Annotated in this window: 13 protein-coding genes; all 13 read left to right on the forward strand. The window is 31.0% G+C overall.

Features of this window, described 5'->3' with window-relative positions; translation table 11 throughout:
- The first annotated feature begins 931 nt into the window (after positions 1-931).
- The 13 genes from DYA59_RS08775 to DYA59_RS08835 all read left to right on the forward strand — a co-directional run bounded on the left by DYA59_RS08775 (position 932) and on the right by DYA59_RS08835 (position 13,791).
- Complete coding sequence (locus DYA59_RS08775) at positions 932-1,678, forward strand: YveK family protein (RefSeq protein WP_172606968.1); 747 nt, start codon at positions 932-934, stop codon at positions 1,676-1,678.
- On the forward strand, positions 1,671-2,495 hold the full coding sequence (locus DYA59_RS08780; protein ID WP_115271261.1) for a CpsD/CapB family tyrosine-protein kinase: 825 nt from the start codon (positions 1,671-1,673) through the stop codon (positions 2,493-2,495). The genes DYA59_RS08775 and DYA59_RS08780 overlap by 8 nt, the downstream gene beginning before the upstream one ends.
- The gene (locus DYA59_RS08785) at positions 2,495-3,292 is read left to right on the forward strand and encodes a tyrosine-protein phosphatase (RefSeq protein WP_115271263.1); all 798 of its coding nucleotides are present in this window, start codon (positions 2,495-2,497) and stop codon (positions 3,290-3,292) included. Before DYA59_RS08780 ends, DYA59_RS08785 begins: the two co-directional genes overlap by 1 nt.
- Positions 3,207-4,466: a TolC family protein gene (locus DYA59_RS08790; RefSeq protein WP_172606969.1), complete on the forward strand. Its 1,260-nt coding sequence runs from the start codon at positions 3,207-3,209 to the stop codon at positions 4,464-4,466. The genes DYA59_RS08785 and DYA59_RS08790 overlap by 86 nt, the downstream gene beginning before the upstream one ends.
- Positions 4,467-4,477: 11 nt before the next feature.
- The gene (locus DYA59_RS08795; RefSeq protein WP_115271267.1) at positions 4,478-5,809 is read left to right on the forward strand and encodes an efflux RND transporter periplasmic adaptor subunit; all 1,332 of its coding nucleotides are present in this window, start codon (positions 4,478-4,480) and stop codon (positions 5,807-5,809) included.
- 1 nt (position 5,810) lies between these two features.
- Entirely contained in the window at positions 5,811-6,896 is a 1,086-nt protein-coding gene (locus tag DYA59_RS08800; RefSeq protein ID WP_115271269.1) for an ABC transporter permease, read from the forward strand.
- Between the two features lie 37 nt (positions 6,897-6,933).
- Positions 6,934-7,767, forward strand: a complete 834-nt coding sequence (locus DYA59_RS08805; RefSeq protein ID WP_115271271.1) for a hypothetical protein — start codon at positions 6,934-6,936, stop codon at positions 7,765-7,767.
- 27 nt (positions 7,768-7,794) lie between these two features.
- A complete protein-coding gene (locus DYA59_RS08810; RefSeq protein WP_115271273.1) occupies positions 7,795-8,136 on the forward strand; it encodes a hypothetical protein in 342 nt (113 codons plus the stop codon).
- 201 nt (positions 8,137-8,337) lie between these two features.
- Positions 8,338-8,616, forward strand: coding sequence for a DNA-binding protein (locus DYA59_RS08815; protein ID WP_115271275.1), 279 nt, complete (start codon positions 8,338-8,340; stop codon positions 8,614-8,616).
- Positions 8,617-8,696: 80 nt separating this feature from the next.
- A complete protein-coding gene (locus DYA59_RS08820; RefSeq protein ID WP_115271277.1) occupies positions 8,697-10,016 on the forward strand; it encodes an APC family permease in 1,320 nt (439 codons plus the stop codon).
- Positions 10,017-10,078: 62 nt separating this feature from the next.
- Complete coding sequence (locus DYA59_RS08825; RefSeq protein ID WP_115271279.1) at positions 10,079-11,404, forward strand: hypothetical protein; 1,326 nt, start codon at positions 10,079-10,081, stop codon at positions 11,402-11,404.
- Between the two features lie 53 nt (positions 11,405-11,457).
- The gene (locus DYA59_RS08830) at positions 11,458-12,468 is read left to right on the forward strand and encodes a glycosyltransferase family 52 (RefSeq protein ID WP_115271281.1); all 1,011 of its coding nucleotides are present in this window, start codon (positions 11,458-11,460) and stop codon (positions 12,466-12,468) included.
- A gap of 15 nt (positions 12,469-12,483) precedes the next feature.
- On the forward strand, positions 12,484-13,791 hold the full coding sequence (locus DYA59_RS08835; protein WP_115271283.1) for a flippase: 1,308 nt from the start codon (positions 12,484-12,486) through the stop codon (positions 13,789-13,791).
- The last annotated feature ends 5 nt before the right edge of the window (positions 13,792-13,796 follow it).

Here is a 13,796-nt window from a genome sequence, read left to right on the forward strand (position 1 = left end):
AGGAAAGTAAAAAATTCTCTACAGCAATTTGGGTTGCAAGGAAATATACTTTTTTACATTAGCAATATTTTAAGAATAAAAAGTATTATATTTATATCTGATAAATATTTGTCTAATATTAAGTATAATGGTATTAACGTTGAATTGGATAGAAGGTGAGTTTGAAAAAATATCAATATATCTACCAATTGTAATATTTTTATTTTTTCTGAAATTAAATATGATTGAGAAAATCTATATTGGATATACTATTTCCCACTTATTTCAACTATTTTTATGAAGATTGTATAAGAAAATTAGCTAAATATCCTAATATAGAAATAGAATACTAGAATAGAAAATACATTAAAATTTGAAAAAAGTTATAAAATAGTTTTAGAAGATACTTAAGAGTTTATAACAACATTTTTATTAAATACAACTTATGCTAGTATTAATTAAATAATAGAGATGCTAGACTTTGAGAACTTAAAATAAAATATGGAAATATGGGGAATAATCTTATGTAAAGTAAGTGATAATTTAAAAGATATAGGTATATTAGATTTTTTATATTTTAAAGTACTGTAAGTGCATGAAAAAGTAACTTAGCAAAGTGTGGATATATAACTACAAGGTGTGTAATGAAAGATAAAAAGTAGAAGAAAAAATATATTATAGAAGAGAGTAGGATACTCTCTTTTTTCATATCTAAAACTAGACAAAACATATATACAATTAAAAAATAATTTTTTGGTAAGAGAAAATTTTTGAATAAACAAATAAATAAACAACACTGATATCTTAAGAATTGTACATACTTTGTACATTTTTTTGGTAAAATTAGGTTAAAAAATATACTTTTCCGAAAAAGGAAAAATAATACCTTGCAAAATATTCCTTTTGTAGTATAATGTAAAGTGAAAACAAAATGGGAGGATTGTATTTACAGATGTCTAGAAAGAGAAGATACGAAGATTATGAAGAAGAATTTGAAAATGATGATGAAGAAATAGACTTAGCTGATCTTATATTCACATTGATAAGAAGATGGAAGCTAATAGTTCTTACAGCCATACCAGTAGTTATACTAGGAGTTATATTTGCAGCAACAAGACCAACTGTGTATCAGGCAGAAACTACACTCATAGTATCTAATAATATGAGTAGTGTAGCTCTAGATAGTACAGATATCACACTTAGTCAAAGATTGGTAATTACTTATTCAGAGATAGCTAAAAATAAGTCAGTTCTTAGAAAAGTAAAGACAAAATTTGACTTACAAGAGAGTGTAGAGGCCTTAGCTAAATTAGTAACAATATCTCCAGTAGACAGTACAGAGTTAATATCATTAACGTATAAAAATAGCGATCCACAACTTGCAGCTATGGTAACAAATGAGATAGCTAATGAGTTTATGGATAAAGTTGTACAAGTAATGAGAGTTAGAAATGTAAGCGTGGTAGAAAAAGCACAGGTACCAGTACAACCTCTTCCTAAGAAAAGATTACTTATACTTTTTGCATCAGTTGTCTTAGGATTAGCAGCTGGAACAGGAATGGCCTTTGTAATGGAGTTTTTACATAAAAAACTTAGAAAACCATCTGAGATACAATCTATTTTAGGGGCTCCTATGATAGGAATGATACCAGATTTAGAGGATGTCATAACTCAAAAGGGTGAGGATAGTAATGAGTAAAAGAAAGATATTTTTTATACAAGAAGACAACATGGAAGTAACAGAAGCTTTTAGAACAGTGAGAACTAACCTTGCCTTTCAAAATGAGAAAGATATAGGTAGAAAAATAATGATAACAAGTTCCATTCCAGGTGAAGGGAAATCTACACTTGCAGGAAACTATGGAGCCAGTCTTGCTATAGCTGGGAAGAAAGTTTTACTTATAGATTGTGATATAAGAAGACCTAGAGCACATGAGAGTTTTGGAATAAAAGTAGAAAGAGGGCTAGAAGCAGTACTTACTGAAAATGCTGATCCAAAATCTGTGATTTTAAAAGATATTATTCCTAATTTTGATCTATTACCTACTAAACACATGAAGTATAATGTAACAGAGTTGTTTATTGGAGATAAGATGAAAGAGGTAATAGCTGAATTAGAAAATGAATACAACACAATTATCTTAGATATGCCTCCATTAGCAGTAGCATCTGATGCTGCTATTTTGTCTAAATATGTAGATGGAGTGGTGGTAGTAGTAGCTTATGATCAAGTGGCAAAAAGAGAGCTTGAATTTACAAAAGAGATGCTATCTAATGCTGGAGCTAATATCTACGGATTTGTTGTAACTAAGGTTGATAAAGGTGGCTTATCTTATGGAAACTATGGATACTACAATAACTATTACTCATATTATCAAGAGTATTATAGTGACAGTGATGGAAATAGAAAAAAACATATTGTGAAAAAGCCTAAAAGTAAATTTGGTAGATTTATGCATGCTGTAAAAGAGCAGTATAAAAGACAGTTTTCTGGAGATTTGAAAGGAAAGAAATAATGATTGATATTCACTCACACATACTTTTTGGGGTAGATGATGGTGCAATAGACATAGAAGAAAGTCTAAGTCTAGCAAGGCAAGCAGTAGCTGTTGGATATACGGATATTGTTTGCTCTTCTCATTATTTGATAGGAAGATTTGAAAATCAGAATTATAATGAAAACTTTGAAACTTTAAAGAATAGACTTCTAGAAGAAAAAATTCCTTTAAATATTCACAAAGGAAATGAATTTGCTTTAGATATGGGATTTTTTGAACATGAAGGAAAAATAAATAGTATGGCAGGAAGTAAGTATCTTCTTGTGGAACTAAAGAGAGAGCTTATATTTGTAGCTTGTAAAGCTTTTTTTAAAGAGATTTTAGCTAAAGGGTACATTCCTATTTTTGCCCATGTAGAAAGATATCCTCAAATTAAAATATCTGAGTTTAGAGAATTAGTAGAGATGGGAGTAGTCTTACAGATGAACTTAAAAGCAGTAGCTAATCCTAAACATAAAGTGAGATATCTACTAGAAAATGGTTACATCTCAATAATAGCAACAGATAGTCATCGTATTGGAAAAAGAGATTACAATGTAGGCGAGTATCTAAAAAATTTAGAGAGATATTTAGGTAAAGAGTTTTTCCGACTCCTTATGGAAGTGAATCCAAGGAAGGTAATAGAGAGTAAAGAGATAGTTACGGTAATAAAATATGAGGGAGATAGTGATGAAAAGAAAAAAACTAATGGGATTGGTAACGTTTTTAGCGACTTGTTCAATGAGCTATTCGAGCGATTTTTTTACTCTAGCTGATGTATTAGAAAGAGTTAAGGAGAGTAATCCACAAGTAAGAGCTCAAAAGATGAATGAGGAAAGTAAAAGAGAGTTAAAAGAGAAAGCTTGGAAAAATTTGGTATTACCACCAGTAGATTTATCGAATGAAGAAAGTTGGGAAATGATAGAAAAAGAGGGAATAGGAATAAACCAATTATCTGTAACAATGCCTATTTTTAGTGGTGGAAAGATAGTAAATACTTATAACAAGACAAAGAATCAATATGAGATAGCAAAAAAGGATAGTGAGCTTGTAGGAATAGCAGCTCAAGAAGCAGCTGTAGCAAAATTCTTTGAAGCCTTAAACTATAAAAAACAGATAGAGATAACTGATAAGGCGATAGAGGCACTAGAAAAACAAAAAGAAAGAGTAGCCGATCTATATAATAATGGTAAGTTAGTACCTAAGTCTGAACTTTTAAAGATAGAGGCTGATATAGAGAATAATAGAGGTATTAACCTGGAAAATAAGCAGAAAGAGGAAGCTAGTTTAGGTGAGTTAGCAAGAATTTTAAATTATCCACTAAGTAGCCCATTGGAATTAAAAGATTTTGATCCAGTACAATTTTTAGAGGAGAAGGCTCATGTCACAGAAGAGAATAAAACTCCTGTTGAAAATACCCTGTTAGGATCAAAAGAAGCATTGAAATTAGAGAGTGCTAATTATGATGTAAAGATAGCTAAAGCTGATTTATATCCTATGATTTATACAAGATATACTTTGCGTTATAAAGGGACAAATGATTATGGAGAGCTATATGATTATCCTAAGGAACATAGAGATCTATTTGAAATAGGATTTAGATGGGTTCTATCTTGGGGTGCGACTTTAGATAACGTAAAAGCACAGAAGTATCTCTATGAGAAAGCTAAAATAGAATATGAAGATAACTTAAAAGGAATATCGCTAGATATGAAAAATAAGTTAGGAGAGATAAAGGCACTATATGGAAAATCTCTAGCTATGGAGAAAAGAGCCAACTTACTTCAAGAGAATATGGATATTGACAGCATGAGATATGAAAATGAATTACTTACGACTTTTGACTATCTAAACTCTGTAAATAGTTTTAGGGAAGCTCAAGAAGATTATTATGAATTACAAAGAAAGCTTGTATTAGCGGTAATAGAGTATGAGAATCTGTATAGATAGGGAGAGAGAAAATGGAAAAAGGGATGGCAAAGAAGATAGCGATAGCAGCTGTAGTTGTTGTATTAGCAGGTGTTGGAGTCTATAAGATGAATATCTTAGGAACTACTCAGGTGAAGGTAGCAAGAATTGAAGTAGGAGATCTTTCAGATATGAATTTATATACTGGTATGGTGGTACCTGGAGAGGTAAAGCCTGTCTATATATCAGCTCCAGCAGTAATAGAGAGAATCTTGGTAAAAAATGGAGAAGAAGTTACAAAAGATACAGAGCTTATACTCTTTAGTAATAAAAGTATAATGGAAAATGATAAGGCTCTTAGAGTAAATGAGTTAGATATTCAAAATGTAAAATTACAAATAGCTGACTTAGATTCTGGTTCAATGAAATTAGAACTAGATAATAGAGAGTTGGAGATAAAAAACTTAGAAGAGAAGATAAAGGCTGATATGAGAAAGCTTCCTGTAATAACAGAAGAGGCTAGAACCCTTCAAAAAAGAGCAGAGGCTTACATGCAACTTTTAGCTAAAGATGGAGTGTCAGCAACTGAGGCAAGTAGAGTAAATACAGAATCAGGAAGAAAGCAAGTAGAGTTAGAAGATTTAAAAACTGACTTGGAGTTAAATAGACAAAAGCATCAACTCATGGTAGTGAGTTATGAGAGCTTAAAAAGAGAATTAAATATAGAAGAGGCAAAGCTGAGATCGAATCTTGAGAAGTTGGAGTTAGAAAATGAGACTTTAAAGATTAGAGAAAAGCAGTTAAAGCAACCATTGAAAGCTGGAGTAGATGGAGTTGTAGTAGGTGTTGACGTACAAGAAGGAAGTGTGACTCAGCCTGGAGAGAGATTATTAGCGGTATCTACAAATGGAGGAAATAGAGTAAATGTAGAGGTGCCACTATATCAATCTTCGACTATTACAAAGGGACAGCCAGCTGTTATTGTATCTAGAGATAGTGATGGAGATAAGCGATATAAAGGGAAGGTAGAAAAAGTTTCTACTGCTGCTGTAGATAGTAAGTATTCTAAGACTAAGGAAAAAGTAATCCAAGTAGAGGTATCAATAGATGAAGAAAATGATTTAAGACCTGGATTTATAGCTGATGTTGAGATAAGTGGGCAAGCTAAGACATCTGTACCAGTTGTAAATAGTTTTTCAGTCTTAGAAGAGGATGGAGAGTATTTTGTCTACATAAATGATGAAGGAAGAGCAAGAAAGCAAAAGGTAAGTGTAGGGGCTAGAACAGTAAATAGCTATGAGATTTTGGACTTACCACTAGGAACACAAGTAGTAGTAAACCCATTTAAAGTAAGAAATGGAGAAAAAATAAGGGTTGTTGAGTAGTATGAAAATGATATTCTGGTTTGCGTATAAAATGCTTTTGGGGAATAGTAAAAGAGCTATATTTCCACTTCTAGGGGTAATAGGAGGAATTACAGCACTTATTATGTCATTTTCTTTAGGAGCTGGAGGAGAAAAAATAATTTCTACAAATCTTTCAGCTATAGGGAGTAATAGAATAATGATAGGTGGACAAGAGATGAGTGCAAGGGATATGCAGATAATAGAGAATTATCCCTTTGTAGAATATACACTCTTTCCTGGAGCTAGAGAAAATAGTGGAAACAATATATTTATAGGATATTCTCAAAAGGCACTTATGGCATTGGGGCTTAGAAATCTAGGAGATAGAGAGGTTATATTAGATAAAAATCAATTTCCAGATAAGCAACCAGGTGATAGGGTAGATCTAGTTACTGAGATGGGGACAAGAAGTTTTATAGTAGCTGGGATTTATGAGGAACAAAACCCTTTTGAACTGATGAAGCAGGGAAATAGAATAATAGTCTCACAAGGATATTTTGAGAGGCTGTTTGGAAGATATAGGTACAATGAGTTAATTGTATCTTTTGATAAAGGCGAAGATGCTGAAGATTTGATTCCTCTTCTTTTGAGAAAATTTAATGAAGATAGAAGAAGTTATGGACAAGTAAGATTACTTGAGACCCCAGAGGTCTATAAAAGAATCGTTAAGATACAGAAAATAGTAAGGAATACATTAGGGATTTTATCATTTATATCCCTGTGTATAGGTGGATTTGGTATAATGAACCTTATAGCGGGAGGAGTAAGAGCTAGAACAGGTCATATAGGCATTTTGAGAGCCATGGGAATGTCTAAAAAAGATATTATAAAGATATTTTTAGCTGAAGGTATAATTATCTCTATAATAGGTTCATTTTTGGGAGTTATAATAGGTATAATTGGTGCTGTTATGAGTGGAAAACTCATAATGATACCACCAGAATTTAATATTTTACAAATTCTGTTAGCTCTAATAGTCTCTTTGGTATTTGGAATAGTAATGGGAGTTTATCCTGCAAAAAAAGCTGGGGATATATCTATCACAGATGCATTAAGGGATATTTAGATACATTTATAAATGGTTTTAGGAGGGAAGAAACATAATGAAAAAGTTATTATTAGGAAGTTTACTAGTTTCATCTGCAGTTTTAGCGGCGGGACCAGAAGCTGCTATTACTTCATCTGCTGCGGTATCATCTAATGAAGTAGGAGTAGGAAAATATTTCTACATAGCTAAAAATTACCAAGAGTTAGCAGCTGTTCCAGGATTTACTATGAGTGCTCCAGCTGGATTAGTCCCAGGAAAAGGAGTTGTATTTGCAGGTATAGGAGGGCTACATACTAAAGGTAAAAAAGGAAATGATACTGATGGATCAATGGCATTAGGGTTTGGATATGGAAATCCTTATGAAACATTAGGAGGAGCTATATCATTATCTTTAGGAAGTATTAATCCTGATGATGGTGGAGAATTCAATAGAGGATCTCTTAATATATCTTTAGGACATAATTTTTCAAATTTAGGTGTGGGATTAGCTGTCGGAGTTAACACTATCGATATGTGGCATGCTAAGGGTAGCGACAAAATGGATGAAAGCTACTATGTAGCAATGACTAAATTACTACCAAATGGTATAGTGCCTGTTGCTGTAACTGCAGGGGTTGGAAATAACGATTTTGCAAAAATAACACAAACAGGAGATAAAAAAGATCACATGCATCCATTTGTATCATTAGCTGCATATGTACTTCCACAAGTGAGCTTAATAGCTGATTATACAAGTGATATAGTTACTTTAGGAGTAGGTTTAGTTCCATCACCAAAATTACCGATAACTATTACAATGGGAGCTTATAATGTTAATAGAGAGACTATTGATATAGGAAATGACAAAACATCATTTATAGCTTCTTTATCAGCGGCATACTCATTCTAATTTTTAGAGAAAAAGGGAGGAATAAGAATGAAAAAATTATTAGTATTAGCTTTAATGGTATTATCAGTGGCAGTGTTTGCAGTTGACGACAACACTACATCTTCAGATTCAGGAAATGGAGCAACAACAACAGCTGAGGGAACAACTACTTCAGGAACAGGAGCAGCGCCTGCAGCGGCACCTGCAGCAGCACCAGTTAGTGTTGGAGAATCTTTCATGTCAGCATTTGGTATGGGAGGAGGAGCAGGAGTTGGAGGATCAGCATCTTCTAACTCAGTTGGATCAGTGTCTTCAGGTTTGTCTTCTATGGGATCAAATACAACTAATAACGTAACAGTTACTACTCCTTATGGATATAGAGGAAAGTAGTCTATTAAATTTATAAAAATAGCCTTTAGCTCTTGAGCTAAGGGCTTTTTATTAGTAAATATTAATAAATGTGAATAAATATGAATTAATAGAAAATTCCTTAGAAATAGCACTTTACAAACCCTCTAAAATATATTAATATATATCTATACATATTAATTATTTATAAAATATAATAAAATGTTTTAGAGGTGAGGGATTATGAAAACAAACAATGAGTGGAAAAGTAAGCATGACTTTAAGTTAGAGTGTGAGGAGTATTTGAGAAAAAAATTAGATGGATGTAGTGATTTTGAGAAGAAACTTATGGAAGAGTTAGAGGCAAGATACGGGTATTGGGTGACAGTTAAAACTGCAATGGAAATCATAGGTAGAAGTAGAAGTACTATCTATAAGTATAAAGATGATAATAGCTTTATTTATAAACAGAACGAAAGAAAGATTTTGATCTATACTAGAAGTTTAATATTTGTATTGTAAAAGTTACGTAAAATTTCTTTAAATTAACTAAAATATATAGTATAATAGTAAAAGATCATACTTGAATTTAGGAGAAAAGAATGGATAAAGAGAGAGAATACGGACTTTTTACAGCTATTGCTATGATAGTAGGGATAGTAATAGGATCAGGAATATTTTTTAAAAGTGATAATATTTTGGTGTATACTAATGGAAGTATAGTAAAAGGAGTAGCAGTTTTTGTAATAGCGGCTATTGGAATAATATTTGGGAGTTTGGCAATAGCTGTTTTAGCAACTAAGACAACAAAACCTGGAGGAGTTATTACCTATGCAGATGAATATGCTGGGACAAAGGTAGCTGGAGCTTTTGGTTGGTTTCAAGTACTTATCTATTATCCAGCATTGTTATCGGTGGTATCGTGGATAGTTGGTGTATATATGTGTATGCTTATGGGGTGGGAAGCAACTCCAGAAAGAATGGCAATTATAGGAACAATAGCGTTCCTAGGTTGTTTTTTAATCAACTATTTTTCAGCCTTATTAGGAGGTTTTTTTCAAAACTTTACTACTATATCTAAGGTAATTCTAATAGGAGTTTTGGCAATAGCAGGTTTTAAGTATGGGGATCCCAGTATCATATATGCTAAAGAGTTATCAGCAACTGGAAGTTCATTAGCTTGGTTAGGAGCATTGGCTCCTATAGCTTTTTCATACGATGGTTGGGTTGTCTCTACTTCTATATCTCATGAGATAAAAAATTCAAAAAGAAATTTACCAATAGCTCTTATAGTTGGACCGATATTTGTATTGATAGCTTATGTATTATATTTTATTGGAATAAGTATATTAGTGGGACCACAGAGAATAATGGAGTTAGGAGATGCTCATGTAAATGAAGCTGTAACTATGTTATTTGGAACTGCTGGAGCAAAGATATTTTTAATTTTTATAATATTTTCAGTATTAGGAACACTCAATGGATTTACACTTGGTTTTTTGAGAATGCCATACTCTTTAGCAATAAGAAAGATGTTTCCTATGGCAGATAAGGTAGGATACTTAGAAGAAGGACACCATGTTCCTAAATTTTCAGCTAAAATTGCATTTGTAATTACAATGGTATTTATAGTAATTAACTATGTAGTTCAAAAGTATGATTTAATACCTAATTCAGATATTTCAGAAATACCTATAGTAGCTAGTTATATTTTATATATCATTCTCTATTTTTGTGTGATAAAACTTTATAAAAGGGGAGAGGTAGATGGTTTTATCAAGGGAATAATAATACCATCCGTAGCTATCTTGGGATCTTTAATAATAATAATAGGTGGACTTCAAAATCCGATGACATTTATATATTTGGGGATATGTGCAATAGTAATAGTTATAGCTATGTTATATCTAAAAAAAAGTTGAGTTAAAAAGGAAAATAGGGTATAATATTTTGGGAATAAATACTAAAATTGGAGGGAATAAAGTTGAACCAGTTAGAAGAAAGAAGATATTATGAAGAAGAAGATGAGATAGATCTATATGAGCTTCTTCATACTATATTAAAATATAAGGTTAGAATAGCGGTTATAACTATATTAGTTGCAATAATAGCAACTTTAGGGGGATATATTTATAATAAGGCCAATACAGTTACCACTGCAATAATAGGTTTTAATTATCCTGAGCTAGAAAAAGGGAAAAATCCAGATGGATCAATATTTTCAAGAAGTAATATTATCTCACTTGATGTGATTAATGAAACTTTTGGAAAATATAAAGAGGATATAAAAGTAGAAGACTTGGATGAATTTAGAAATTCAATACTTATAGAACCAATAATACCAGAATCTACACAGACATTGATAGATAATGCTTTAAAAAGAGGAGAGAATTATTCTTTTACAGCTAGTAATTATCTAGTAACACTTAAAGAAAAGAATAAAGAGGTACTTACAAAATTAGTAAGTGATTCTGTAGAAAAATATATCAAAAAATATAAACCAACTTATTATATTCAAAGAGTTAAAAGTGATATCTTCGATTATGACTATGGTGATAGTTATTTACTATTAGATGAAAGAGTGAAAATGATGGAGATGCTTACATCTCAATATACAGAGAAAGACTATATGTCAAAAAGATTAGGTTACTCTTTTGGAATGTTAAGTGAAAGACTTAAAAATTTTAAAAATGTAGAACTACAAGATTACTATTCTTATTATATGATAAATGGTTTTTCTAAAATTGGTAGCAATAAATTAGTAAGAATAGATTCAAATATTCAAAAATTGAAATTAGAAAATCAAGCTTTAGAAGGTAAAGTAAAAGTTTTTAAAGAGATGTTAGAAAATTTAAAGCCTGCTCAAAAGCAACTTATAGTTCCAACTATACAACAAGAAGGAATCAATGTTAATGATCAAAATGATTATTATCCTGGATTGGTAGCTGAATATGTGAAGCTAAATAACAATATTGAGGATAATAAGATTAAGATAAAGTTATTAGAAGAGAGTAAAATGGGAATAAAAACTCCAACTGCTGAAGAGACTGCTATATTAGACAAAAAACTAAAAACTTCAGTAGAGAAGTTGAATAAGATAATAGAAGATATGAATATGCTAAATGAAGAATATACTAACTCTACTTATTCTGATATGATAAAAGTTATTTCTCCTGTTACAACTACTACAGAAGGAAAACCATTACTACTATTTCTAGGTGTAGGGCTTGTGATTGGACTAATGTTAGGAGTTTTCTCTGCTTTTATGAAAGAGTTTGTAAAACAGTATAAACATAAATATTCAAAATAATATGAGGGGAATAGTTAATAGCTATTCCTTTTTTTGATGATTAGGAGGTAGTGATGGAAAGAGTATTTCTTTATGATATGGATAGAGTTCTTCTCATATTCTTACTTTTATCAGATTTAGAAAAAGATAATATCACGTATATAACTTATGAAGGAAAAGAGAAAATCTTAGAAAAGTTAACTGGAAGGAAGATAATCTTAGAAAAGTCTAGAATGTATGCTAAAAATCCCAAATTTAATAGATTTAAGATGGCTAGCTATATAGGAGATATAAGGCATGATTTAGCACCACTTCTAAAGAGGATAGAAAGTGGTGAGAGTCAACTTTATGGAATGGATAATCTAGAATTGGGAAGAAGGGTATTCTATAAGGAAAAAATAAATGTAATAGAGGAAGGAACTTTAAATTATATGCCATATAAGGCAGCTCCTAGTGGAATGAAAGAAAAGATACAGGACATTATAGCCAAACTCTATGGAATAGGAGAAAGAAAAGTATTGATGGGCTATGGAGATAGATGTAAAAAAATCTATCTCACATCTTCACTTTGTGAAAAAATACCTCAAGGGCTTGAAAATAAAGCTGAGGTAATAGATCTTCAAGAGCTATGGAATAAAAAGAGCGAAAATGAAAAGAGATTGATAAAAGATGTTTTTAGTTTTAATGAAGAGATATTTCAAAAGGTAGATGGAGAAACAGTAATGATTTTCACTCAGCCTATATCAGAAGATGGAATAGTATCAGAAGAAAGAAAAATAGAACTATATACTAAAGTATTAGCTAAATATCCCAATAAGTCTATTATAATAAAACCTCATCCAAGAGAAAAAACAGATTATTCTAAATATTTTAAAGAGTGTTATGTGATGAAAGAGAAGTATCCAGTGGAACTTTTAAGTGTTATGGGAATAAAATTAGAAAGAGTGGTTACTCTTTTCTCTACAGCTGTATTTGGTTTTGGAAAAGATGTAGCAATAGATTTTTATGGAACAGAGGTAGATGATAAACTCTTTGAAAGATTTGGAAGCTGTGATAGTATAATGGTAAGAAATGCAGAGCTTTAAAAATAGGAGAAAATAATGAGTAGTGGAGGAAAAATAACTAAAAATATAGCTTGGCTTATGTTTGACCAAGTATTTATACTATTGTTACAATTTTTAGTAGGAATAAAAATTGCCAATTACTATGGAGCAGAACTCTATGGAAAATATAATTATGCTGTATCTCTAGTAGCATTTTCAGCAATACTATTTGAGTTGCTCAACAGTAGGGTAATAAAAAAGTACTATACGGAGGACAACTTCAATAATATTATCTTCAATGTGAATTTTTTTCGTAACAGTATGGCTGGGATAATAATATTTATACCTATAATTTTAAAATTTACAGTTGGTATGGATAATCTTCTTTTCTATATGCTACTGCTTATCTGTTTGGATAATATACTTACTACGGCAACTTATGGGATAGAAAACTTTTTTGAGTTTAAGCTGGAATCTAGAAGAATAGTTATCTCAAATAATATAGTAAAAATAATATCTTACTCTCTTCAATATGTGGGAATGTTATATGGAATGGGGATAGTAGTTGTTCCTGCTATAAGGTGTATAGGTAGCCTTATAAGAATGGGGATATTGAAACTTCAATATAGAAGAATCTATCTATCAAAACTTTCAAATATAGAGAGAAGGATAGATAAAAATCTACTCTATCAAATAATAGATGAGGGGAAATTTTTGTGGATAACCTATATATCATTTTTAGTCTATACTCAAGTGGACAGACTTATGATAAAATACTATATGGGAGTAGTAGATGTAGGGATATATACAATAGGAGTACAGCTCTCTACTATCTTAGCCATACTTTTAGGTCCTGTACAAAATTCACTTTTTCCTAAGATGATGGAGCTGTATAGAAAGGATTATAAGGAGTATTACCAATTTTATCTTTTTTCTAATACTCTAGTGACACAATTTTATTTTATAATAACCTTAGTATCAATATTTGTAGTAAAATATACCTTTGGATATGTATATGCACAGGAATATAGTCCAGCTATTGAGGTTTATATTATTTTAGCAGCATCAATATTTATAAAAGCCAATGGTTCATTGCAAACTGGACATATGACTCTTAAAAATATTACTAAAAAAAGTTTTTATAAAACTCTTATAAGCCTCATGATAAACATAATTTTAAATGTTCTTCTTATACCTAAATATGGAATAAATGGAGCAGCAATTGCTACTTTAATCACTCAATTTACAGCACTGTTTTTAATAGACTTCTTTATAACTGAGTATAGAGAGCAAGCGTGGATTCAATTAAAATCACTTAATACCTTCTATCTTTTAAAGGAGATATGGAGAAGATATAAAAAATAGAAAGG

The sequence above is a fragment of the Fusobacterium necrogenes genome, assembly GCF_900450765.1.
Taxonomy (GTDB): domain Bacteria; phylum Fusobacteriota; class Fusobacteriia; order Fusobacteriales; family Fusobacteriaceae; genus Fusobacterium_A; species Fusobacterium_A necrogenes.

Coding starts and splice junctions, on each gene's coding strand:
- DYA59_RS08805 (WP_115271271.1), top strand. CDS start 6,934: ATGAAAAAGTTATTATTAGGAAGTTTACTAGTTTCATCTGCAGTTTTA.
- DYA59_RS08775 (WP_172606968.1), top strand. CDS start 932: ATGTCTAGAAAGAGAAGATACGAAGATTATGAAGAAGAATTTGAAAAT.
- DYA59_RS08780 (WP_115271261.1), top strand. CDS start 1,671: ATGAGTAAAAGAAAGATATTTTTTATACAAGAAGACAACATGGAAGTA.
- DYA59_RS08790 (WP_172606969.1), top strand. CDS start 3,207: ATGAAAAGAAAAAAACTAATGGGATTGGTAACGTTTTTAGCGACTTGT.
- DYA59_RS08830 (WP_115271281.1), top strand. CDS start 11,458: ATGGAAAGAGTATTTCTTTATGATATGGATAGAGTTCTTCTCATATTC.
- DYA59_RS08820 (WP_115271277.1), top strand. CDS start 8,697: ATGGATAAAGAGAGAGAATACGGACTTTTTACAGCTATTGCTATGATA.
- DYA59_RS08800 (WP_115271269.1), top strand. CDS start 5,811: ATGAAAATGATATTCTGGTTTGCGTATAAAATGCTTTTGGGGAATAGT.
- DYA59_RS08810 (WP_115271273.1), top strand. CDS start 7,795: ATGAAAAAATTATTAGTATTAGCTTTAATGGTATTATCAGTGGCAGTG.
- DYA59_RS08835 (WP_115271283.1), top strand. CDS start 12,484: ATGAGTAGTGGAGGAAAAATAACTAAAAATATAGCTTGGCTTATGTTT.
- DYA59_RS08815 (WP_115271275.1), top strand. CDS start 8,338: ATGAAAACAAACAATGAGTGGAAAAGTAAGCATGACTTTAAGTTAGAG.
- DYA59_RS08795 (WP_115271267.1), top strand. CDS start 4,478: ATGGAAAAAGGGATGGCAAAGAAGATAGCGATAGCAGCTGTAGTTGTT.
- DYA59_RS08785 (WP_115271263.1), top strand. CDS start 2,495: ATGATTGATATTCACTCACACATACTTTTTGGGGTAGATGATGGTGCA.